The organism is Bacillus sp. JNUCC-21, from assembly GCF_041222765.1.
GTDB classification, from domain to species: Bacteria; Bacillota; Bacilli; order Bacillales; family Bacillaceae; genus Bacillus; species Bacillus velezensis.
In genome coordinates this window covers 530,853-551,930 of sequence record NZ_CP166019.1, presented here as the reverse complement: position 1 = coordinate 551,930, position 21,078 = coordinate 530,853, and the positions used below count along the sequence as shown (strand labels likewise).

At 45.6% G+C, this 21,078-nt stretch carries 24 protein-coding genes; 12 read left to right on the top strand and 12 right to left on the bottom strand.

Annotated elements, in window-relative coordinates; genetic code table 11:
• Window positions 1–4: 4 nt before the first annotated feature.
• The 3 genes from JNUCC21_RS02915 to JNUCC21_RS02905 form a co-directional block, all read right to left on the bottom strand.
• Window positions 5–640 (bottom strand): response regulator transcription factor, encoded by a 636-nt coding sequence (locus JNUCC21_RS02915; RefSeq protein WP_012116939.1) that lies wholly within the window; start codon window positions 638–640, stop codon window positions 5–7.
• Window positions 633–1,793, bottom strand: a complete 1,161-nt coding sequence (locus JNUCC21_RS02910; protein WP_192453010.1) for a sensor histidine kinase — start codon at window positions 1,791–1,793, stop codon at window positions 633–635. Before JNUCC21_RS02910 ends, JNUCC21_RS02915 begins: the two co-directional genes overlap by 8 nt.
• A 210-nt stretch (window positions 1,794–2,003) precedes the next feature.
• Window positions 2,004–2,540, bottom strand: a complete 537-nt coding sequence (locus JNUCC21_RS02905; RefSeq protein ID WP_060563176.1) for a sugar O-acetyltransferase — start codon at window positions 2,538–2,540, stop codon at window positions 2,004–2,006.
• A 146-nt stretch (window positions 2,541–2,686) separates the two neighbouring features.
• Between JNUCC21_RS02905 and JNUCC21_RS02900 the strand changes: the two genes are divergently transcribed.
• The 7 genes from JNUCC21_RS02900 (at window position 2,687) to JNUCC21_RS02870 (ending at window position 7,398) form a co-directional block, all read left to right on the top strand.
• A complete protein-coding gene (locus JNUCC21_RS02900) occupies window positions 2,687–3,724 on the top strand; it encodes an ROK family protein (RefSeq protein ID WP_369878546.1) in 1,038 nt (345 codons plus the stop codon).
• Window positions 3,721–4,935 (top strand): MFS transporter, encoded by a 1,215-nt coding sequence (locus JNUCC21_RS02895; protein ID WP_369878545.1) that lies wholly within the window; start codon window positions 3,721–3,723, stop codon window positions 4,933–4,935. The genes JNUCC21_RS02900 and JNUCC21_RS02895 overlap by 4 nt, the downstream gene beginning before the upstream one ends.
• Window positions 4,936–5,080: 145 nt before the next feature.
• Window positions 5,081–5,326, top strand: a complete 246-nt coding sequence (locus JNUCC21_RS02890) for a hypothetical protein (RefSeq protein WP_007409324.1) — start codon at window positions 5,081–5,083, stop codon at window positions 5,324–5,326.
• Between the two features lie 17 nt (window positions 5,327–5,343).
• Complete coding sequence (locus tag JNUCC21_RS02885) at window positions 5,344–5,712, top strand: spore coat protein (RefSeq protein ID WP_003156070.1); 369 nt, start codon at window positions 5,344–5,346, stop codon at window positions 5,710–5,712.
• Window positions 5,713–5,730: 18 nt separating this feature from the next.
• Window positions 5,731–6,867 carry a zinc-dependent alcohol dehydrogenase gene (locus JNUCC21_RS02880; RefSeq protein WP_069006886.1) on the top strand — a complete coding sequence of 379 codons (1,137 nt, stop codon included), beginning with the start codon at window positions 5,731–5,733 and terminating at the stop codon, window positions 6,865–6,867.
• An 18-nt stretch (window positions 6,868–6,885) separates the two neighbouring features.
• Window positions 6,886–7,083, top strand: coding sequence for a hypothetical protein (locus JNUCC21_RS02875; RefSeq protein ID WP_007409327.1), 198 nt, complete (start codon window positions 6,886–6,888; stop codon window positions 7,081–7,083).
• A gap of 15 nt (window positions 7,084–7,098) precedes the next feature.
• Entirely contained in the window at window positions 7,099–7,398 is a 300-nt protein-coding gene (locus JNUCC21_RS02870; RefSeq protein ID WP_063096262.1) for a spore coat protein, read from the top strand.
• 65 nt (window positions 7,399–7,463) lie between these two features.
• On the opposite strand, the gene JNUCC21_RS02865 is transcribed toward JNUCC21_RS02870, so the two are convergent.
• Window positions 7,464–8,852: a PLP-dependent aminotransferase family protein gene (locus JNUCC21_RS02865; protein ID WP_369878544.1), complete on the bottom strand. Its 1,389-nt coding sequence runs from the start codon at window positions 8,850–8,852 to the stop codon at window positions 7,464–7,466.
• 126 nt (window positions 8,853–8,978) lie between these two features.
• Between JNUCC21_RS02865 and JNUCC21_RS02860 the strand changes: the two genes are divergently transcribed.
• Window positions 8,979–9,863, top strand: coding sequence for a DMT family transporter (locus JNUCC21_RS02860; RefSeq protein WP_039062694.1), 885 nt, complete (start codon window positions 8,979–8,981; stop codon window positions 9,861–9,863).
• A 77-nt stretch (window positions 9,864–9,940) separates the two neighbouring features.
• Here JNUCC21_RS02860 and JNUCC21_RS02855 read toward each other — a convergent pair whose 3' ends face one another.
• On the bottom strand, window positions 9,941–10,519 hold the full coding sequence (locus tag JNUCC21_RS02855) for a TetR/AcrR family transcriptional regulator (protein WP_021495037.1): 579 nt from the start codon (window positions 10,517–10,519) through the stop codon (window positions 9,941–9,943).
• Window positions 10,520–10,777: 258 nt separating this feature from the next.
• Between JNUCC21_RS02855 and JNUCC21_RS02850 the strand changes: the two genes are divergently transcribed.
• Window positions 10,778–11,968, top strand: a complete 1,191-nt coding sequence (locus JNUCC21_RS02850; RefSeq protein ID WP_369878543.1) for an MFS transporter — start codon at window positions 10,778–10,780, stop codon at window positions 11,966–11,968.
• Between the two features lie 91 nt (window positions 11,969–12,059).
• Here the strand turns inward: JNUCC21_RS02850 and JNUCC21_RS02845 are convergent, their stop codons facing one another.
• The 4 genes from JNUCC21_RS02845 to JNUCC21_RS02830 form a co-directional block, all read right to left on the bottom strand.
• Window positions 12,060–12,689 (bottom strand): TVP38/TMEM64 family protein, encoded by a 630-nt coding sequence (locus JNUCC21_RS02845; RefSeq protein WP_369878542.1) that lies wholly within the window; start codon window positions 12,687–12,689, stop codon window positions 12,060–12,062.
• Between the two features lie 126 nt (window positions 12,690–12,815).
• Window positions 12,816–13,889, bottom strand: a complete 1,074-nt coding sequence (locus JNUCC21_RS02840) for a cell wall metabolism sensor histidine kinase WalK (RefSeq protein ID WP_098081066.1) — start codon at window positions 13,887–13,889, stop codon at window positions 12,816–12,818.
• Window positions 13,886–14,572, bottom strand: coding sequence for a response regulator transcription factor (locus JNUCC21_RS02835; RefSeq protein ID WP_012116926.1), 687 nt, complete (start codon window positions 14,570–14,572; stop codon window positions 13,886–13,888). The genes JNUCC21_RS02840 and JNUCC21_RS02835 overlap by 4 nt, the downstream gene beginning before the upstream one ends.
• Entirely contained in the window at window positions 14,544–15,152 is a 609-nt protein-coding gene (locus JNUCC21_RS02830; protein WP_060563167.1) for a class I SAM-dependent methyltransferase, read from the bottom strand. Before JNUCC21_RS02830 ends, JNUCC21_RS02835 begins: the two co-directional genes overlap by 29 nt.
• Window positions 15,153–15,358: 206 nt before the next feature.
• Between JNUCC21_RS02830 and JNUCC21_RS02825 the strand changes: the two genes are divergently transcribed.
• Window positions 15,359–15,721 carry a hypothetical protein gene (locus tag JNUCC21_RS02825; protein WP_015416912.1) on the top strand — a complete coding sequence of 121 codons (363 nt, stop codon included), beginning with the start codon at window positions 15,359–15,361 and terminating at the stop codon, window positions 15,719–15,721.
• Window positions 15,722–15,768: 47 nt separating this feature from the next.
• Here JNUCC21_RS02825 and JNUCC21_RS02820 read toward each other — a convergent pair whose 3' ends face one another.
• Entirely contained in the window at window positions 15,769–16,389 is a 621-nt protein-coding gene (locus JNUCC21_RS02820) for an FMN-binding negative transcriptional regulator (protein ID WP_369878541.1), read from the bottom strand.
• 117 nt (window positions 16,390–16,506) lie between these two features.
• Here JNUCC21_RS02820 and JNUCC21_RS02815 point away from each other — a divergent pair, with 117 nt between their 5' ends.
• Window positions 16,507–17,889: a PLP-dependent aminotransferase family protein gene (locus JNUCC21_RS02815; RefSeq protein ID WP_072588832.1), complete on the top strand. Its 1,383-nt coding sequence runs from the start codon at window positions 16,507–16,509 to the stop codon at window positions 17,887–17,889.
• A gap of 30 nt (window positions 17,890–17,919) precedes the next feature.
• Here the strand turns inward: JNUCC21_RS02815 and JNUCC21_RS02810 are convergent, their stop codons facing one another.
• Complete coding sequence (locus JNUCC21_RS02810; protein WP_015239249.1) at window positions 17,920–19,209, bottom strand: Na+/H+ antiporter NhaC family protein; 1,290 nt, start codon at window positions 19,207–19,209, stop codon at window positions 17,920–17,922.
• 223 nt (window positions 19,210–19,432) lie between these two features.
• A complete protein-coding gene (locus JNUCC21_RS02805) occupies window positions 19,433–19,837 on the bottom strand; it encodes a MerR family transcriptional regulator (RefSeq protein ID WP_007409338.1) in 405 nt (134 codons plus the stop codon).
• 159 nt (window positions 19,838–19,996) lie between these two features.
• Here JNUCC21_RS02805 and JNUCC21_RS02800 point away from each other — a divergent pair, with 159 nt between their 5' ends.
• Window positions 19,997–21,046, top strand: a complete 1,050-nt coding sequence (locus JNUCC21_RS02800) for an NAD(P)-dependent alcohol dehydrogenase (protein ID WP_007609682.1) — start codon at window positions 19,997–19,999, stop codon at window positions 21,044–21,046.
• Window positions 21,047–21,078 lie beyond the last annotated feature (32 nt).

Genomic DNA, 21,078 nt, shown 5'->3' with positions numbered 1-21,078 from the left:
TTCATTATATATTCAGTTTCAGAATGCCTTTTTGCATGGCAATGGTGACGGCTTCCGTCCGCGAATCAGCGCCTAATTTGTTATAAATCGATGTTAATCTCGCTTTTACCGTCCGCTCTGAGATTCCTAAATCGAAGGCGATCGCTTTGCTTTTATGTCCTTGCGCAACGGCTTCTAGAACTATGATTTCCTTGTCCGTCAGCTGTGTTTCATTGGCATTTGCCCGTTCCATTTTCATTTCCCGGAAACGCCGCAAGATGTCCGGCTGCAGAAGCACTTCTCCCCTGACCGCCGCATCCATCGTATGAAATAAGGTTTCTGAGCTTGTGTCCTTCAGCAGATAACCGTTCGCGCCTGATTCAATGCCTTCTATCATCAGATGATCTTCATTATAGGTCGTCAAAATAATGATCGGCACATCAGAATGCTCTTTTATCTGTTTAATGGCTTCCAGCCCGCTCATTTCCGGCATGTACAGATCCATGAGAATGACATCGGGCTTTAGTTCCTCTGCGAGGCGGACGGCGGTTTTCCCGTTTTCCGCCTCTCCCGTTATGGTGTAATGGTCATTTGTTTCTATCAAAAGCTTCAGACCTTCTCTGACGACAAGATGGTCATCTGCTATTAACACTTTATACATGTTCCGCCTCTCCTTGAATTGGTATGATGATCTCGATCTGAGTTCCCGCTGATTTGGCGCTTGTTATACGGAAAGTGCCGTTCATCATATTGACGCGTTCTTGTATCCCAAGCAGCCCGTAATGTCCGCTTTTTCTCATTTCTGTTCCGGCATCAAAGCCTTTCCCGTCATCTTTGACGGTTATGCGGATCTGTCCCTCTTCTTCCTGAACGGATACCCAGACATTCTTTGCTTCTGCATGCTTGGCGGCGTTTGTCAGGCCTTCTCCGATCATGTAATGGCAATTCTCCGCCGTATGAACGTCAAGCACATGATGCACGCTGTAATCTAAAAAACAAGACAGCCCGGAGGCTTCTGTAAAATGGTTGATTTGTTCAGTGATGCTTTCTTTTAAGAACCCGATCTTTTCTGATGTGCTGCGAAGGTTGTCAATGGCCGAGCGCGCATCAGCCAATGTGCCCTTCACTCTGTCCATTGACTGGCTGATGATGTCTTTCGCTCTGTCAGTGTTACCCTTTGAAAGATGAACATGCACCGCTTCAAGCTGCATATGCAAGCTGACCAATCCTTGAGCAAGCGTATCGTGCAAGTCTCTCGCCATCCGCTGCCTTTCGTTCTGGAGCGTCAGCTGTTTCACTTGCCGGTGAGCGAGCTCTAATTTTTCAAGCGTCATCTGTGTTTTTATTTTTTCATCAACTTGCGCGAAAAATGTGGCCGCATACGTGATAATCACGATCATGATGGGAGCGGCGATAACGATGAAACGCAGCAGATGATGCGGATGCTCCTGGTGCAAAGCTGTTATGGACATTAAAATGAACAGATAGAGTATGAGCAGCGTTTTTCCCTTATCCGCCATTCCGATAATCTGCCCGATTAAAAAGGCATAGAGACCGACGACAACCGCAATATAGCCGCCAGTCATCAAGTTAGCCGATGTATATATGATAAATCCCTGTATGATGAAATAAAGAAACGTTTTTTTCTTCACCCAGCGATGGGAATGCCAGTGCAGCACGGTAAAAATGACGATCAATATTGTGAATAACAGCAGCAAAAAAACCGTCCAGCTTTCATAAATGTACTGCAAAGAGACTGATGCGGCATATACCATTAAAATAAACGCCAGACCGGGCACCCGAAGCGCAAGCATATGCAATGAACGTCTGTCACGGGAGACATAGTCTTCTTGATGTTTTGTACCAAACAATCTCTGTCCACTTCCTTTTAGCCGACCGGCCTCACGAGGTTTTATTCTATTTGTCATCATACCATAAGTGCCTGCTTCTCACCTTCCCCTTCTTTCCTGCATGACGGGTGAAAGAAAAAACAGCCTGCGGGATTGTTCGCAAGCTGCTTTTGTTCATATCTTTTTTATGACCTTTCCCGGGTTTCCGGCCATGACGGAATTTGGCGGGACGTCTTTCGTAACGACTGTACCGGCCGCAATGACGGAGTTTTCGCCGATGGTGACGCCTGCTAAAATGACACAGCTTCCTCCGATCCATACATTGCTGCCGATCGTAATCGGAATGCCGTAACCGCTTTTATTTCTTCCTTCCGGCTGCAGAGAATGCCCGGCTGTATAGATCCCGACATTCGGCCCTATCATACAGTTATCGCCTATCCGCACGTCAGCCATGTCTAAAATGGTGCAATTATAGCCGGCATAAAAATGATCGCCGACATGAATATTGGTTCCGATATCACAATGAAAGTTATGCTCAATGCTCGGTTTCTCTCCCGCCGTCCCGAACAGTTCTCTGATGATCGCTTCTTTTGTTTCAAACGCTTCCGAATCGGCGTCGTTTAATTCCCGGACAAGCCTATGCGCCCGGATGTTTTTCTTCCTCAGCTCTTCCGTTCCGCGTTCATAATAGATTTTGTTATCAGAACTCATGTGTCGAGCCTCCATTCTCCGCAAGGATATTCTATTTATTCTCCGTTTGAAAACAATTTTAAACCGTCTTGACTGATTCGGGAAGTATATTTTAAACTACTTTTAATAAATCTTTTAAAAAGTGATTAATAAAGGAGTGCGGAATCATGGCGAATACCATTAATAATACATCCATTGTAAAAAAAACGAATGAAGAAACCATCATTGAAGCGCTGCTGAAAACGGATGCGGCCACCATTTCCTTTCTCTCTCAACAAACAGGGCTCAGCGCCGCCACGTGCGGAAACATTTTACATGAATTAAAAGAACGCGGCGAAGTCATGGAAATGGAACCGAGCGCCTCAACAGGCGGAAGAAAAGCAAGGCAGTTTACGTTAAATGCGGACAGTCATTTGGTACTCGGCATATCCGTTAAAACAGAAGGCGGCGTCCATTCGATTGACGTCGCGCTGGCAGATTGGCACGGTGACTATGTTGAAAAAGACAGCCGCTTTTATGATGTCATCAATTATGACCTCATCGAACGGCTTACTGACGAATGGATAAGGCGGTTTCCCAATATAAAGGCGATCGGCATAGGGGTTCAGGGTGTGGTCAGCCACGGCGTCATCGGCATTTGTGACACTGAAGAGCTGTGTGATATCCCGATGCAGGAAAGACTTGAAGCCAGACATTCTGTCAAAGTCAATGTAGAAAACGAGATGCATTACGCTTTGTACGGATTTTATCGCGATCAGCAATATACCGTCCCGAAAACCATCGCCATGGCCGCATTTGTCAAAGACAATCCTCCGGGAGCGCGCTTTGTTATAGACGGGCGCTTAGTCAAAGGCAATACACAATTCGCCGGAGAAATTTCTTATATTCCATTTGAATCGACACGCAAGCAGCAGCTTGAAAAGCTCTATTCACCGGATTCTTTTCCGGAACTGGCTGTTAAGATGACAAGCGCCATGATTTCAATCATCAATCCGAAGGCCATTGCGTTTATCGGAGAATTATCAAAAGGATTGGATATGGAACAGGTTTATGAAGCATGCTCCGCTTTTGTCCCGAAAGAACACATGCCCGAGCTGATTCTCATAGATGACATCCAGCCCTATTATCAAAAAGGATTGATTGCCATCACCTTAAAATCTCTGCGTTTTCCGCTTCATTTGGCAGAGAGGGAACTGATTTCATGAGTAAACAGGGCATTCAAAAATGGAAACTTTCCCTTTTTATTATTTTTTCGCTGCCCGGACTTGCTTTCTCATCCTGGATTTCCCGCACGCCTGAAGTCAGAGAAACGCTGAAAGCCTCGACGTCAATGATGGGGTTGATTATTTTCGGGCTTGCATGCGGCTCATTGATCGGCCTGTTAAGCGCCAGCCGGATCATCTCGCGGAAAGGCACCAGATTCGTTGCTTTGATCAGCGTTCTGATTGTCATTATCGGGATATTCGTCATCAGCGCAGGTGTTTTTGCCGCTTTCAAAAGCATCGTATTTGCCGGACTGATCATCTTCGGGCTCGGCTACGGACTTGCGGAAGTGGCCCTTAATGTAGATGGTTCCGCCCTTGAACGCGCCGCAGGGAAAACCATGATGCCCGCATTGCACGCATCATTCAGCGCCGGCACATTGCTAGGCGCGGGACTCTCCTCTCTCGCTATTTTATTCAAGGTTCCCGTGCTCGTTCACCTGCTGCTCATTGCCGGAATTGAGTTTATCCTGATTTTTACTTTCTTCCGGTTTCTGCCGGAGGACACCGGGAAAGAAGATGCCGTCTCAAGGCGGCAGGAAGTCTCAAGCGAAAAGCCGGTAAACGTCTGGACAGAGCCGCGCACGCTGCTGATCGGGCTCATCGTGCTCGGAATGGCTTTCGCAGAAGGGTCGGCCAATGACTGGCTTCCGCTCACCATGACGGATGGTTTTCACGTGACGCACGCGCAAGGCACGGCGGTTTACGGCGTTTTCCTCACCGCTATGCTGATCGCCCGCATCTTTGGCGGGGCATTTTTGGACCGGTACGGACGCGTGCCCGTTCTTCGTCTCTGCACCGCCGTCAGTGTCATCGGACTTTCCCTTGTGATTTTCAGCGGAAACCTCACAGCAGCCGTAATCGGCGTCTTTCTTTGGGGAATCGGCGCCTCCCTCGGCTTCCCGGTCGGCCTTTCCGCAGCCGGCGATGACCCAAAAGGAGCAGTTAAGCGGGTCGGAGCAATCTCCTTCGTCGGCTACTGCGCCTTCTTAGTCGGCCCTCCCGTTCTCGGACTGCTCGGTGAAGAATTCGGCCTTGTCAGAGCGCTGATGATCGTACTGATCGGCATCGTGCTCAGCGGTCTCGTCTCCCGCGCGGCAAAACCGCCCGCGCATCAGAAAAACGTTCATGACACCAACAGCCATTCCATGTGAACAAGAGGAAGCGATTGTGCTTCCTCTTTTTTGAACCGTCAGGCTTTTTCTCCGCTTTTTCTGATAAACAAAATTTGTAAGACTATAGCTCTTTTCTCAGGGGAAATTAATTACGTAATTGAGAAGAGGAGGTTTAAAGATAATTATGGAAAAGCGTGAATTAGCGGCTCACGAGTCGCTTGACTTACATGAAATCATTAACTTCAAGACGCTTTGTGTAGCGAAATCCAAGCTCATGCAAGGGCTTGTGTTTGATCAGGATCTGAAAACGTTAATGGAAAAAGACGTTCAGCAAGCCTCTCAAGACCTGGCTGATCTGCAGGCGGTTTATGAACGGGCAACGTTTCAGGCTCCCGTTCCTCAAAACCGGCCGACTTCGATCATCAATTGAAAGGAAGGTAAGCATCATTGAATCATGACCATTTAGATCCGATCAATTCATTACATGTCCCTGAACTTGCGGATATGACATTCGCAATGGATTTTCTCATACGCGCCAAAGAAGGCGTCAGAAATACCGCCGTTGCTTTAACAGAAACCGCTTCACCTGATGTAAGAGCTTTGCTTCGCAAACAGCTCATGCAGGGAATCGCGATGCATCAGGAGATAACAGACTTGATGGTCAGCAAAAAGTGGTTTCACCCGCATGATCTGAGCGAACAGTATAAATTGGATCAGCTCTCTGCGAAAAATACCCTCATGGTCGGAAATATGAATCTGTTTCCCGTTGAAACGAACAGAAAAGGGATGTTTGACCGCACACCTGATGAACACTAACACTGGAGGTATTACAGCATGAAGGCCGTAACGTATCAAGGAGTGAAAAACGTCGTTGTGAAAGACGTGCCTGATCCGAAGATTGAAAACCACGATGACATGATTATAAAAGTCACAAGTACGGCAATTTGCGGATCAGATTTACATTTAATCCACGGACTCATCCCGAACTTGCAGGAAGACTACATCATCGGGCATGAACCGATGGGCATCGTGGAAGAAACCGGTCCCGGCGTGACGAAAGTCAAAAAAGGCGACCGCGTCATTATTCCTTTTAATATCGCCTGCGGAGAATGCGTTTATTGTAAAAATCACCTGGAAAGCCAATGTGATCAATCAAATGAGAACGGCGATATAGGCGCTTATTTCGGCTATTCAGGAAATGCCGGCGGCTATCCGGGAGGCCAGGCGGAGTATTTGCGCGTTCCATTTGCGAACTTTACTCATTTTAAAGTTCCCGAAACATGCGAAGAACCGGATGAGAAACTGAGTGTTATTTCCGATGCGATGACAACCGGCTTTTGGAGCGTTGACAATGCCGGCGTAAAAGAAGGCGATACAGTTATCGTTCTCGGCTGCGGGCCCGTGGGCCTTTTCGCTCAAAAATTCTGCTGGTTAAAGGGAGCGAAACGCGTAATAGCCGTAGACTATGTCAACTACCGTCTCCAGCATGCGAAACGGACAAATAAAGTGGAAATCGTGAACTTCGAAGACCACGAAAATACGGGCAGCTACCTGAAGGAAATCACCAAAGGCGGCGCCGACGTTGTCATTGACGCCGTCGGCATGGACGGGAAAATGACAGACCTTGAGTTCCTCGCCAGCGGATTAAAACTTCAGGGCGGGGCGATGAGCGCATTGGTCATCGCGTCCCAAGCGGTGCGAAAAGGCGGAACGATCCAGATTACGGGCGTGTACGGCGGCAGATACAACGGGTTTCCCCTTGGCGATATCATGCAGCGAAACGTCAATATCCGATCAGGACAAGCTCCCGTCATCCACTATATGCCGTATATGTTTGAACTGGTGTCTACCGGCAAAATTGATCCGGGCGATGTTGTAAGCCATGTCATTCCGCTCAGCGAAGCGAAGCACGGCTATGAGATGTTTGACACGAAAACAGATGATTGTATTAAAGTTGTACTCAAACCTTAAAGAACGGAGGCTACAGAAATGGCCAGCGCCTTACATGAATTACTCGAAATTCAGGAGATGGCTTCTTTTAAGTCACTTTGTCTGACGAAATCCAAAACCATGAAAGCGCTCGTATCCGATCCGCAGCTGAAAGAAATCATGCAGCAGGATGCGGATACATCAACAAGGCAATTGCAGGAATTTGCCTCAATTTTATCTGATGCACAGCATGAATGAGGAGATGAATGACGAATGAATCCGATTATTGAATACTTGACGGGAATGAATGCACTGACAGACCAAATTGTCGCAATGGATTTATTGAATTCGGCAAAAAGCGGTGTCAGAAACTATGCGATGGCGGCGACGGAAGCCGGAACGCCTGAAGTGAAAGCGATCCTCACCCGGCACTTAGAAGAAGCCCTTGACATGCACGAGCAAATCTCACGCTATATGATGGAAAAAGGCTGGTATCATCCGTGGAACACAGATGAACAAGTCCGGTTTAATTTACAAAATATTGATACGGCGCTCCGCCTGCCCGTCCTATAAATCGTTTTGCTGCTGAGACATCACCCCTGACTCAAGCTTCAGTATTTCAAACTGTGAGCTGCCTTTTACAGCGCCCAGGCGGCTCTCAGTTTTTTTATGCCTTCTTGTATATCGGTTTCAGAAACCCCCGCGAAACCGAGGGAAACTGTTTTTTCAGGGACCTGTTTTTGATAGGTAAGAGACACGGGATAGATTTTGACGCCTTGTTCCTCCGCCTTTTCAATCAGCTCTTTTTCACTGAAAGGCAGATGAACGTCAAGTAAAATCCGCAGCCCGGAATTTTCTCCGCGAATCCTGACGTATTGTCCCAGCTCGCGCCGCACGGCCTCTAATAATACCGCTCTTTTTTTCCGGTACAGCTTTCTCATTCTGTTAATATGTTTCTGCCACTCTCCGCTTTTGATAAATTGAGCCAGCGTCAGCTGACTGTGGCAGGAGACGGTCTGTTTATATAAAGAAGCGATTTCCCTGCCTTTTTCAATAAGCGGCAAAGGAAGAATCATATAGCTGATGCGCAGCGAAGGAAGCAGAGATTGGGAAAACGTTCCCATATAAATGACACGGTGATGCTGATCAAGCCCCTGCAATGATGGGATCGGCTGGCCGGTGTATCGGAATTCACCGTCATAATCATCTTCTATAATGAACGATTGATGTTCCTTCGCCCATTTCAGCAGCTGAATCCTTCTGTTTACCGGCATAATCGTTCCTAACGTAAATTGATGAGAAGGCGTGACATATACAAGACGCGGCCGCTCTTCATTCAGCTTCCGGATACAGACTCCTTCATCATCGACGGGTATCGGAATGATCTTCATGTGATTGGCTTTAAAAATCTCCCTCGCTCTCGGATAACCCGGATCTTCATATCCGATGGATAGATTTGATTCAAATATTTTGCACAGCATTTGCAAAAGAGCAGGGTTCCCGGCGCCGACTATCACTTGTTCAGGACGGCAATTCACGCCGCGCGACTGATATAAGTACTCCGAAATGAGCGTTCTCAATTCAAGCTCGCCCAAATCATCCCCGGGCCGATACAGCTCATGCCCGTATTGATCTAAGCTTGCAACCATACTTTTGCGCCATGCCGAAAACGGAAAATGAGCGGCATCCACAGTGCCGTAGTGAAAATCAATCCATTGGCGGTCTTCCTTCGCCTTTGTTTGAACAGGCGAAGCGCCCGGCTTTTTCACATAGACGGCGTCCGAGTCATAATCGGCAAACCATCCGCTTCTCGGCTTACTGACAATATAGCCTTCGGCGGCAAGCTGTTCATAGGCCCGCTCCACAGTCGTCTGACTGATGGAAAGCTGACTTGACAAAAGCCTTTTTGAAGGAAGCTTCAGTCCTTTAGGAAGACGGCCCTGATGCATATTTTCCTTAAAATGCCGATAAAGCTGCTGATAAAGCGGAATATCCAGATCTCTATTTAAAAATGGCGTGATATCCATTTTTGCTCCCTCCAAACTGGCATTCTTCTTTTTATAAAAACTGGCCATTTGTATAAGGCCAATTTCAGTTTATAGTCATTATAAACTTTGAAAATGGGTTTAGAAATATATATTGGAGTGATTGGAATGAATAAAGCCGCAAACGGCTGGATTAACGGATTTATCGGCGTGCTCATTTTCAGCGGCTCGCTTCCGGCGACCCGCTTGGCTGTAGCGGACTTTGACCCGGTATTTCTCACCGTATGCCGCGCCGCGATAGCCGGTATATTGGCAGGCGCTCTGCTCCTCATTTTTCAGGAGAAACGCCCTGCCAAAAGCGACATCATTTCACTAATAACAGTAGCGCTCGGCGTCGTGATCGGTTTCCCGCTGCTTACAGCCTTAGCGCTTCAGCATGTCACATCCGCTCATGCCATTGTCTACATCGGGCTTCTCCCGCTTGCGACGGCGGTCTTCGGCGTACTGCGAGGAGGCGAACGGCCCAGGCCGGTCTTTTGGATTTTCTCGGCTGCCGGCAGCATCCTCGTAGCCGGATATGCTCTGCTGCAAGGAGGAGAATCCTCTCCGCTCGGTGATACGTACATGATCGCTTCGATTATCGTGTGCGGTCTCGGTTATGCCGAAGGCGCCCGCCTCTCCCGGCGGCTTGGCAACTGGCAGGTGATCTCTTGGGCACTCGTTTTATCGCTTCCCCTTATGTTCATCCTGTCTTTCTGCTTCATGCCGGACTCATGGTCAAACATCGGCGCGCCCGCACTGCTCAGTCTTGCATATGTCTCAATATTCAGCATGCTGATCGGCTTCGTATTCTGGTATCGCGGACTCGCCCAGGGAGGCATCGCCGCGGTCGGACAGCTGCAGCTTCTGCAGCCTTTCTTCGGACTGTTACTGGCCGCCATGATTCTCCATGAAAAAGCAGGATGGGAACTTGCGGCGGTGAATGCCGGCGTTATCGCTTGCGTGGCGGCCGCCCGGCAGTTCGCGAATCAATCAGAAAAGGCCGAACAATGAACTTGTTCGGCCTTTTCATTATATTCCGCCCGTAGGCAGCAGAAGTCTGTATCTCTTTCACATGATCCGGCTATTTTTCAGGCAGGCTGAACTCCCTTAAACGCACTCATCACCAGATCATGCACATAGGAATCATTCACCTCATCACCTGTAATAAGCAGACGATAGAAAATCGGTCCGTAAATGAGATCGATGCTTACGTCAATATCAAGATTCTCTCTTAATTCACCTTTTTGAATTCCCTTTTCCAGAAGGCCTTTCGCTTGGAGGCGGCGGGGCTGGAAAAATCGAGTGCGATATTCTTCCGCCAATTTTGCATCCAGCTGCCCCGCACCGATTAATTCCTTAATAACGGTTCCTTCCCGGCTCGTCAAAAATCTTGCTAAATTCGTGGCGTGGGTCAATATATCTTGCACTGTTGATCCTGTATCTGGCACAGGCAGTCTGTCCGTAGCGGTCGAAAGAAAGCTGTCCATGATAACGGCAGCCTTGTTTGACCACCATTTATAAATCGTTGCCTTACTTACTTTGGCACGCTCAGCAATTTTATCGACTGTCACCGCGTCAAAGCCATTTTCCAACAATAGATCATAGGCTGCAGAAAGAATCGCCTTATGTGTTCCTTCATCGCGCGGCCGTCCTCGTTTACTCTGCACATGAATCATTCCTTCCCGAATTATAAACGATACGTTCAGTATACTTAACCTGTATAAAAAAAGAAAACAGAAACCTATTTACAAAACTGAACGTTTAGTATATTATTTGCTTATAATAAAACTAAACGTTTAGTTTATAAAATAACTTGAGGGAAGTCTTGATGAAATGCAGACTCCCAAAGCCTCTGCGTAAGGAGATGAATCAGCAAATCATTTATCAAAGCATCATAAAAACCACTTAAAAAGGAGTTCATTCATATGGCTAAAGAAAACAAACAAACAGCAGATCAGGGAATTTCACCTGGTTTAACCCTTCTTCTCGCAACGGCATGCGGTATCATTGTCGCTAATCTTTATTATGCACAGCCCTTGGCAGGATTCATTAGTGCGGCAATCGGGCTTTCTCCAAGCAGCGCAGGATTGATTGTCACACTGACTCAAATCGGATACGTTGCCGGCTTACTGTTTCTCGTCCCTTTGGGAGACATTATCGAAAACAAAAAACTTGTCGTTGTATCGCTCCTTCTAAGCGCAGCCGCTTTGACACTGACAGCATTTGCGAAGCATGGAACACTGTTTTTAGCCGCTGCGTTTTTCATCGGACTGGGATCAATTGCAGCCCAAGTGCTAGTTCCGTTCGCATCATACCTTGCACCGGACGCCGCACGCGGCCGGGTTGTCGGCAATGTGATGAGCGGCCTGCTGCTCGGTATTATGCTTTCCCGTCCGATATCCAGTCTGGTCGCTGATATATGGGGGTGGAATGCCATATTTGCTTTATCCGCCGCGTTAAGTGTTGTCCTGGCAATCGTCTTATCAAAAGTGCTTCCTGCCAGAAAACCAACAGCAACCACAAGCTACACCGTCTTACTCGGTTCAATGTGGAAGCTGCTGCGCACGACTCCGGTCTTACGCCGTCGTGCCATTTATCATGCGTTTGTATTTGGAGCTTTCAGCTTGTTCTGGACGACTGTACCTTTATTATTGTCCGGTCCTGCTTTTCATTTTTCTCAAAAGGCAATCGCGCTGTATGCATTAGCGGGCATTGCAGGTGCAGCGGCTGCACCGATAGGCGGCCGTCTGGCTGATCGCGGCCTGACCCGGCTTGCCACCGGAATCGCTCTCGGTGCTGTCATCGTTTCTTTATTACTCCCGCTCATGATTCAAAGCAGCTCCCACGTCGGCATAGCAGTTCTGGTGGCCGCAGCTATCCTGTTGGATATGGGTGTATCTGCCAATCTCGTACTCAGTCAGCGTGCCATTTTTTCGTTGGCACCTGAATTTCGCAGCCGATTAAACGGATTATTTATGGCCATCTTCTTTCTGGGCGGTGCTATAGGATCATCAATCGGAGGATGGGCATACGCCTCAGGCGGGTGGAGTATCACATTATGGATTGGAATCGCTTTTCCGGTCATCGCATTGCTTTATTTCACCACGGAGAAATAAGCCATTCACCAAAAATAAGCCGTCAGGACCAAGCTGACAGCTTTTTTTGATGTATTCTTCTTTACATCCTTCAGAACAAAAAACCCCTGTTTCATGAGTAATTTTGCTTCATACGATTCCATATTCTCACCGTTAAGATCGTAATCAATAGAAACGAAACGATTACTAACACAATACCTGTCATTGACTCACTGAAATTGATAACGACAAAGCTGGACAATAGCACCATAGGAATATTTGAAATCAATACAGTTAACATGTATGCAGAATACCTTAACCCGACCGCAGCGGATAAAAAACAAATCACATCAGTAGGAGCTGCCGGACAAATCATCCCCACTGCCAAAAACTTATAATTGTACGCCTCCAATAACACTTTCAAGTCAGGATATTTATCTTCCAGTAATTGAGTCGTTTTTTCGCTGGCGAATTTCCTTGAAAAAAGATAAACCAATGTTTCGCTTATAAACAGGCCGGCCATTGATAATAAAATGCTGAACATCGGATCAAAGCAGATTCCGCCCAAAAACATCAGCGTCATGCCGGGAATAAAAAAGAGAAGCCTGACGACCCACAAAGCCAAAAACAGCAGCATCGCGTATTCCGCATGCCCTGATATAAAGTCCGTTACATCATTCATATCAAATGACAGCACGTCCAGTTCCTTCAAACAATAAACGCCTAAAAACCATATACATAATAAAATCATTTTATTTTTCAATTTCTCCGCTCTCCTCGCTTTCCATCACATCATAAGCAAAAAAAATGAAGAAACAGCCGGTAAAATTCTTAAGGATTCTTAAGTTATTCTAAGAAAAAAGCTTACGGAACGTTTGTCCCGCAAGCTCTAGTCAATCGGGTGTTCAACAGAAAAACGAAGCCATCCGCCGCTGTAATCCGCATGAATACGGCCGCTGTGAAGCTCAACAATTCTCTTTGAAATGGCAAGTCCGAGCCCGGTGCCTTGATGACCCGTCCTGGCCTTATCCCCTCTGAAAAACCGTTCAAACAATTGATTGATATCGTCAGCAGGGAGATGTTCGGCCTTGTTTGACACTTGCAAAATTGCTTTTTCATCTTTTATTTCAAGGTTTATGAACAATTCAGATGGTTTCATGCTGTACTTCAGCGCATTCATAAAAAGATTATCATAAACGCGAACCATCTTTTCTATATCAATACAGACGGGAACATGCTCTTCCGTAATTGATTTTCGGACAGTTAATCGTTCCTTTTCAAACATGGGAATGTACTCTCCCGTGATTTGTTCCAATAGGGCTGACAAGTCTGTTTTGCTGCGGTTCAAAGTAACGTCCGGGCTCGATAAATGTGTATATTCAAACAGTTCATCTATTAAATATTTCAGCCTTTGCGATTTGGAATAAATCGTTTCAAGGTACTCCTGAAATTGAGCTTTACTGTTGTATTGTTCTTTTTTAAGCAGATCCAAATATCCGATAATTGATGTTAACGGGGTCCTTAAATCGTGAGATACACTTGAGATCAGCTCACTTTTCACTCGTTCTAATTGTCTTTCATGTTCAAATTTATTCTCTAATTCTTCGGACATATAATTGATATGTTGTGCAAGCTGTGTCAATTCATCCCTGCTTTCAGTCCTGATGGTCAAGCCTAAATTTCCATTGGCAATATGGTGAACACTCTCCGTAATGTGTTTCAAATATAATATTTTTTTCCGCACCAATAACAAAAAAACCGCAATAAAGGTCAAAATAGCTGCAGTAAATTGAATCAGTATCCTAAAATTAGCGTTTCCTTGGCTCACATCTGTTAAATAATTTATTTTGTACAGATATGAGATAGATAAAATAACAAGAATCAACACACCAAATGCAACAAGATAACTAATTGCGATCGCGATCAGAAGCCTGACAATCAGCTTATTTCCAAACTTCCTCATATTTTATATCCCGTTCCCCATACCGTTTTGATATAAATCGGATGTTTAGAATCCTCTTCTATCTTGTCTCTGATCTTTGTGATGTGAACCATTACGGTATTGTCCGACTTAAAAAAGTCTTCCTTCCATACCGCCTCATATATTTTTTCAACACTCATGACAATTCCTTTGTTTCTCGAAAGCAGCTCCAGAATATCAAACTCTTTCGGAGTGAGCCTGACTTCTTTCCCCCGCACCCACACCTGCCTTGTATCCGTATTAACGGTCAAATCACCGATTTCAATGACGTTCGCCGTGCTGATCGTATCTGTATTGTATTTTTTATACCTTCTCAGCTGCGATTTCACTCTGGCGATCAATTCCAATGGGTTAAACGGTTTCGTTAAATAATCATCTGCGCCGGAGGCCAGTCCTTGAATTTTATCCATATCCTCCGATTTGGCGGAAAGCATGATGATGGGCAGATTGCGTTCTTCTCTGATCTTCATGCATGCCTCAATCCCATCCATATTGGGCATCATAATATCCAAAATAATCAGGTCAAACTCCTTTTGCTCCAATAATTTCAATGCTTCAGCAGCATCTTCCGCCTTCTGTGTGTCTATTCCTTCATTTTCTAAATAGACAGAGATCAGGTTTCGGATATCTTTGTCATCATCCACGATAAGAATGCTTGTCCCCATATGAATCCTCCCTCGTTTTTTGCGGCAATGAACAGCTGAAAACATAAGCCGGCGGAATATTCCTGAATTCTCTCCTTACTTCTGTTTTCGGAAAGAATTGCTCAATCAATGCCTTCTTATATTGAGTATATTGGAACGTAATGAATTCTCCGTTATCTTTTAAGATTTTAGCCGTATTCGTCAAAATATCAGCAGACACTTTTTTCGGAAGGCTTGCAAAAGGAAGTCCTGAGACGACATAGTCGGCATAAGGGATTCCATGCTCCTTCATATGACTCTCAATATGTTCAGCCGATCCATGTACAATAAATAGGTTCTGTTCCTCTTTATATTTTTCTTGCAGCAAAGCATAAAATTCCTCATTTTGTTCTATCAATAAGATCATCGTCCCAGGCTGCCGTTTTTCAAGCAGCTTTTTTGTAAATACTCCCGTACCCGGCCCGTATTCAACAATGTATTCAGCTTTATGAAAATCAATTTTCCCCATCATCTTCTCCGCAAGAAAACGCGAGCTGGGCAGAACGGCGCCGACAGATCTGGGATTCATAATATATTGAAATAAAAATAACAGACGTTTCAACTTTAATCTCTCCATTTGTTTTGAATTTATAAAACACACTCTACATTCAAAACCTGAAGAAAAAGCGGTGAAAGTTCTTAAGAAATCTTAAGATATAAAAAAAGACGGCGGGATTTGCCGTCTTTTTCAGCTGCCGATTCTTTCAGCAGCGGTAAAACCATGTCATAATATGTTAAGAAATAATTGCGCCATAGGCAGGTGAACACATGAAGAAGTATTTATATAAACACCTTTTGTTAACTCTCGTTTCGTCCGTTTGCTTTTTATTGGTCTTTTATGTGGGTTTAAAAATGACACAAGAGGACACACCGCCGTTGTCTTCTTACCCGTTTTACCTTTTTATTTATCTTTACATAGCAGCCGGATATTTGACGGTCGGCCTTGTTTTAGCTTGTATGACTGATATCTTGAAGAACCGCTGGACATTCAATAAACCGTCTACCATTCTATTGAAACTTATCGTTTACTTACTCATACCGTATGCTATTTTTCATTCTTTCTTCATTTTAATGGCGCCGTTGATTTATGTGCTGTTTGAGTCGTTATTCATCCTGAGAAAAGCTTCATAACCTGAAAAAACATACCGCATGCTGCCGGTATGTTTTTAACATGCTTGTCAGTTGTTCGCAGTGATCTGTTTGATGTTTTCTTCCATCAAGCCGGAAATGAGCTGTTCGTTTGTATGAGGAATCTGTTTGAGCTGTTGTACGACCAGCCCTTGTCTTGCAGCTGAATGATTTTGACTCAGCTTTGCTTTCCCCTCTATTTTGCTGATTTTGATTTTAAAGCCTTTTACCCCTTTGTTCATGCCTGCCAGCAATTTCGCATCGACATCCTCTAATTTGTACGGGCTGTCGGGGATTTCGTATTTCAATACGAGATCACTCATCGACTGCACGGTTTCTTCCTCATCCAAAAGCTCCGTCTCTCCGTAAACATGAACCGCCACATAATTCCATGTGGGAACAGCCTGATTCGTCTCATACCATTTAGGCGAGATATAACAATGAGGCCCTTGAAAAACGGCTAACACGTTTTGGCCATCAATCTCTTTCCATTGGGGGTTCGGCAATGCAAAATGACCGTATAAGCATTCGTTATTCTTACTCATCATCAATGGCAGGTGGGTTGCATACGGCATGCCTTCCGCCGTTGAAAACAATGCTGCGAAACCATACTCTTTGATGACATCGCACGCTTGAGCTTCACTCAGCTGAAATGGAGCCGGAATATACATACAAAACTCTCCTCTCGAACATGGATTGATAAAGCGCTTTCCGCTATAATAAGATATCACCTGACATTTAAAAAGGTACAGTTAGGAATAAATACACATGTCAGAGGAGAACATCTGATGAAAAATATGATTTTCGCTTTCGAAAGCGATACCCCGAAATACAAACAAATTTACGAGCAATTTAAAACATTGATTGAGCAGGGAAATATTCAGGCAGATGAGCGGCTGCCTTCGATTCGGGAGCTGGCAGATTCCCTGCGGGTAAGCCGCAATACAACGCTGATGGCTTATGATCTTCTTTTAGCGGAGGGATACATTCGCGGAGAAACACGCAAAGGTTATTTTGTAAATGAAGTAGAACCTTCTATATTTCAAAAAGAAAACGATGTTGTTTACGCTGAGAAAACCGAATCAACTCAGCCCGTCCTGATTGATTTTCGCGCCGGAGCCGTCGATCAAAAGCATTTTCCTCTGAAAACATGGAGAAAATTATACAATCAAGTTTTGACATCAGAGAAAAGCTTCCTGTACGGTGAACCGTTCGGCGAGAGAGACCTGCGTGAACAAATTGCCGCTTATCTCTTGGAATCCCGCGGAGTGAAAACAGATGCGGATTCCATTATCATCGGCAGCAGCACGCAGCAGATGCTGATATATCTCAGCCGGATTCTGAAAGAGGATTTTTCGGGAATGATCGTTGAAGACCCGGGATTTGACGGTGCCAGAGCGGCTTTTCAATTTCACGGGCTATCTCTGAAAACGATGCCTGTCTATGAAAACGGAGCTGATTTTTCTCAATTACATGCAATGAAAGAAAAATTAATCTATGTGACCCCATCCCATCACAGCCCTTACGGCGTAAGCATGTCCATTCAGCAGCGCCAAACTCTGATCAATTGGGTGAATCATAGAGAGGGTTATATTCTTGAGGATGATTATGACAGTGAATTCCGTTATACACAGCAGCCGTTTCCCGCTCTTGCTTCCATTCAATCAGACCGGGTGATTTATTTAGGGAATTTCTCAAAATCCTTTCTTCCGGGCATCCGCATAAGCTATATGGTTTTGCCGCAGCGCCTTTTGCACCGGTATAAAGAACGGTTTATTCATTTCGAAAGCACCGCTTCTTCGCTTAACCAGCTGACCATGGCTGAATTGATGAAGGCCGGTGAATGGACCCGCCATATTAAGCGCATGCGCATTGTTTACAGGCGAAAAATGCAGCACTTGATTTCACATGTAAAGCAGCAGTTCGGCGATCATGTGACGATCATCGGCGAGCAGTCGGGATTGTATATATTGGTGAGAGTTCACCTGAACTATACAGAAGAAACATTAATCGAACGCGCTTTTCAGTACGGAGTGAAGGTATATCCTACCGCCGTTTATTTCGTTGCCGAAAAACCCGAACCGCCGATCATAAAGCTGGGGTTCGCCCATCTCGATACGGATCAGATCACACAGGGCGTACAGCTTTTGAGAAATGCTTGGCTGTCATGAAAGAAAAAAGGCGCCGAACGGCGCCTTTTTTTATTTCGTATTTCTTGTGAATTTCGGCAGTCCAAATATGATGGCGGCGATGCCGCAGATTCCGATTAAAACGGGATAGAAAGAGTATGGCAGGATGCTGACTGGTGAAATATTCCCGAATTTCCCGGCTGATAACAGCTGTGCGCCGTAAGGAATCAATCCTTGAATCATGCACGAAAAGATATCCAGAATACTTGCCGATTTTCTGTTGTCGATGTTGAATTTATCAGCGATATTCTTTGCAATCGGCCCGGCTGCGATAATCGAGATCGTATTATTGGCCGCAGCCAGATTCGTCACGCTGACCAGTCCGGCAATGCCGGCTTCGGCGCCTTTTTTCGAACGGATTCGTTTCGTGATGAACTCCAGTAAAAAGTCGATCCCGCCGTTTTGTTTCATCACGCCGACCATCCCGCCGATCAGCATGGACAGGATGATCAGATCGCTCATTCCGGCAATTCCATCCGTAATCGCCTTAAAATAAGAGTCAAGCGTCAGGCTGCCGCCCGCTAATCCGATGATTCCCGTCAAAACCAATCCGCCGAATATGACAGCCATCACATTAATACCGATTAACGCAAAAACCAACACGGCGACATAAGGAAGCACCTTAATCCAGTTGTAAGATTCAGCACCCGTATGGCCGGCGTGGCCTGCCGGAATAAAAAATAAGATAATAACAGTCACAATGGCAGCAGGCAAAACAATCAGAAAGTTCGTTTTGAATTTATCCATCATTTGTGTTTTTTGCGTCCGGACTGACGCGATGGTCGTATCAGAAATAAAAGAAAGATTATCTCCGAACATAGCTCCGCCGACCACAGCCGCCATCGTAATCGCCCCGGAGATGCCAAGCTCTCCGCTCAGACCCGCGCTGATCGGCGCAACCGCCGCAATCGTGCCCATTGATGTTCCCATCGATATAGAAATAAAACAAGCAATGATAAACAGTCCCGGCAGCAAAAACTGCTGCGGAATAACGCTCAAAGCAAGATTGACAGTTGAATGCACCGCTCCCATCGCTTCAGCCGCCGAAGCAAAGGCACCTGCCAATATAAAAATCATAACCATAATGATAATATCAGGATGTCCCGCACCGGAAGCGAACCATTCTATTTTTTGATTGAGCGATTTCTTCCGGTTAAATAACAGCGCAAAAGCTGACGCAATGATCGCGGCAATCAAGATCGGCAATTTATAAAAATCTCCGGTCACCAGACCAGAGCCGACAAAAAGCCCTACGAATAAGACTAAAGGCAATAACGCCCAAGGGTTCTTTTTATTGTTCATCTGGGTAAACCACCTCTTTTCAGCATTAAAGTCGCTAATCACAGTCTAAGCAACATTTCACACTTTAAAAGTCTGCAGTAAAAAAGTCAAGCTGAAAAAAGGATAAGTAATGATTGATAAGATAGAAAAAGCTGTTTTGTTTCCACTCTTTAGAAAATAAAAAAACCAAGGCTCGTTTCCCTTGGTACATTTCATGCGGCCCCGCGTCCGGGACAACTTCTCTTCATTCAGAAATACATTCAGCTTTCAATCTGTTTTTAAGTTTCGCTTCATTTTCAAGGATATCTTCATAATCCTCAATCTTCCTGTTTAATCGTTTTATGGTTTCATCAATTTCCCTCTGTTTCTCCGTCAGCCTTTTCCTTTCATTTATCAGGATGTTTTTTCGGGGTTCGATCGTATGATCGGCTCCTTCAATAAATAAAGCGGTATATTCAATCAGCGCCTCAATCGACAGCCCGGCACTTCTCATGCATTTTATAAATTGAATCCAATTCACATCATCTTCATCATAATCGCGAATGCCGCTTTCATCGCGTTTTACCGGAGGAATCAGTCCTATACTTTCATAATACCTAAGCGTTGCGGCTGATAACTCAACCTGCTTTGCAGCCTGCGCAATCTTCATATTTTTACCACCCGTCCTTCATACCTTTCATAAGCGTGCCATTATAGAATATCATTTCATAAAAAAATAAACCAAACTCCTTGACTTAAAGTCCGCTTTAACATTTAAAGTAAAATCGAACAGAGGATTCATCACTTTATCTTGGAAAGGAAGATAACCATGTGCAATAATCATCCGACTCGTGTATTAAGCGCTCCGCATGCAAAAGCTAAATTTGAGCGGACAACGATTGAGAGAAGAGCATTACGGCCGCACGATATCCTGATTGATATTAAGTACAGCGGGATTTGTCACTCAGACATCCACAGTGCATTCGATGAATGGGGCGGCGGAATCTTTCCGATGGTTCCCGGACACGAAATTGCCGGAGTTGTGGAAGCCGTGGGTGAAGAAGTCACCACATTTGCCGTCGGCGACCGTGTGGGTGTCGGCTGTTTTGTAGACTCCTGCGGGGAATGTGAATACTGTCTGAACGGAGACGAACAATATTGCACAAAAGGCGTTGTTCAGACTTATAATAACCTGGACTACGACGGAAACCCTACGTACGGCGGCTACAGCCAGAAAATAGTTGTCACTGACAGATTCGTTGTCCGGATTCCGGATCAGCTGGATTTGGATGCTGCCAGCCCGCTATTGTGCGCGGGCATTACCACCTACTCTCCGCTGAAACACTGGAATGCCGGCCCCGGCAAAAAAGTGGCGATTGTCGGAATGGGCGGGCTCGGACATTTAGCCGTTCAATTCGCGCACGCTTTAGGCGCAGAGGTCACCGTCCTCAGCCGCTCAATGAACAAAAAAGACGAAGCGCTTGAATTTGGAGCCGATCATTACTTTGCAACAAGCGATCCGGATACATTTACTGAGCTGGCCGGACGATTTGATCTTATTTTAAATACAGTATCCGCGAACCTTGACGTAGATGCCTACTTATCCCTGCTTCGCATTGACGGTACATTGGTAAATGTGGGAGCGCCCGCTAAGCCGGACTCATACAGTGTGTTCTCCTTAATCACGGGCCGCCGCAGCATTGCGGGTTCACTCGTCGGCGGTATTCCGCAGACTCAGGAGATGCTTGATTTCGCCGCCGAGCACGGCATTGCTCCTAAAATTGAAGTGATACCGGCCAATCAAGTTGATGAAGCGTACGAACGGGTTCTCCAAAGCGATGTCCGCTACCGTTTCGTCATTGATATTTCAACTTTATAATCGACATAAAAAAACATACCAATATTTGGGAC

What these genes read in the sequence shown, in the direction of transcription:
- JNUCC21_RS02915 (WP_012116939.1), bottom strand. Translation starts at nt 640, where the DNA reads ATGTATAAAGTGTTAATAGCAGATGACCATCTTGTCGTCAGAGAAGGT.
- JNUCC21_RS02865 (WP_369878544.1), bottom strand. Translation starts at nt 8,852, where the DNA reads ATGGATATCACGCCATTTTTAAATAGAGATCTGGATATTCCGCTTTAT.
- JNUCC21_RS02820 (WP_369878541.1), bottom strand. Translation starts at nt 16,389, where the DNA reads ATGTATATTCCGGCTCCATTTCAGCTGAGTGAAGCTCAAGCGTGCGAT.
- JNUCC21_RS02860 (WP_039062694.1), top strand. Translation starts at nt 8,979, where the DNA reads ATGAATAAAGCCGCAAACGGCTGGATTAACGGATTTATCGGCGTGCTC.
- JNUCC21_RS02840 (WP_098081066.1), bottom strand. Translation starts at nt 13,889, where the DNA reads ATGAGGAAGTTTGGAAATAAGCTGATTGTCAGGCTTCTGATCGCGATC.
- JNUCC21_RS02870 (WP_063096262.1), top strand. Translation starts at nt 7,099, where the DNA reads ATGAATCCGATTATTGAATACTTGACGGGAATGAATGCACTGACAGAC.
- JNUCC21_RS02895 (WP_369878545.1), top strand. Translation starts at nt 3,721, where the DNA reads ATGAGTAAACAGGGCATTCAAAAATGGAAACTTTCCCTTTTTATTATT.
- JNUCC21_RS02815 (WP_072588832.1), top strand. Translation starts at nt 16,507, where the DNA reads ATGAAAAATATGATTTTCGCTTTCGAAAGCGATACCCCGAAATACAAA.
- JNUCC21_RS02825 (WP_015416912.1), top strand. Translation starts at nt 15,359, where the DNA reads ATGAAGAAGTATTTATATAAACACCTTTTGTTAACTCTCGTTTCGTCC.
- JNUCC21_RS02810 (WP_015239249.1), bottom strand. Translation starts at nt 19,209, where the DNA reads ATGAACAATAAAAAGAACCCTTGGGCGTTATTGCCTTTAGTCTTATTC.
- JNUCC21_RS02900 (WP_369878546.1), top strand. Translation starts at nt 2,687, where the DNA reads ATGGCGAATACCATTAATAATACATCCATTGTAAAAAAAACGAATGAA.
- JNUCC21_RS02805 (WP_007409338.1), bottom strand. Translation starts at nt 19,837, where the DNA reads ATGAAGATTGCGCAGGCTGCAAAGCAGGTTGAGTTATCAGCCGCAACG.
- JNUCC21_RS02875 (WP_007409327.1), top strand. Translation starts at nt 6,886, where the DNA reads ATGGCCAGCGCCTTACATGAATTACTCGAAATTCAGGAGATGGCTTCT.
- JNUCC21_RS02910 (WP_192453010.1), bottom strand. Translation starts at nt 1,793, where the DNA reads ATGCTTGCGCTTCGGGTGCCCGGTCTGGCGTTTATTTTAATGGTATAT.
- JNUCC21_RS02800 (WP_007609682.1), top strand. Translation starts at nt 19,997, where the DNA reads ATGTGCAATAATCATCCGACTCGTGTATTAAGCGCTCCGCATGCAAAA.
- JNUCC21_RS02880 (WP_069006886.1), top strand. Translation starts at nt 5,731, where the DNA reads ATGAAGGCCGTAACGTATCAAGGAGTGAAAAACGTCGTTGTGAAAGAC.
- JNUCC21_RS02890 (WP_007409324.1), top strand. Translation starts at nt 5,081, where the DNA reads ATGGAAAAGCGTGAATTAGCGGCTCACGAGTCGCTTGACTTACATGAA.
- JNUCC21_RS02905 (WP_060563176.1), bottom strand. Translation starts at nt 2,540, where the DNA reads ATGAGTTCTGATAACAAAATCTATTATGAACGCGGAACGGAAGAGCTG.
- JNUCC21_RS02835 (WP_012116926.1), bottom strand. Translation starts at nt 14,572, where the DNA reads ATGGGGACAAGCATTCTTATCGTGGATGATGACAAAGATATCCGAAAC.
- JNUCC21_RS02850 (WP_369878543.1), top strand. Translation starts at nt 10,778, where the DNA reads ATGGCTAAAGAAAACAAACAAACAGCAGATCAGGGAATTTCACCTGGT.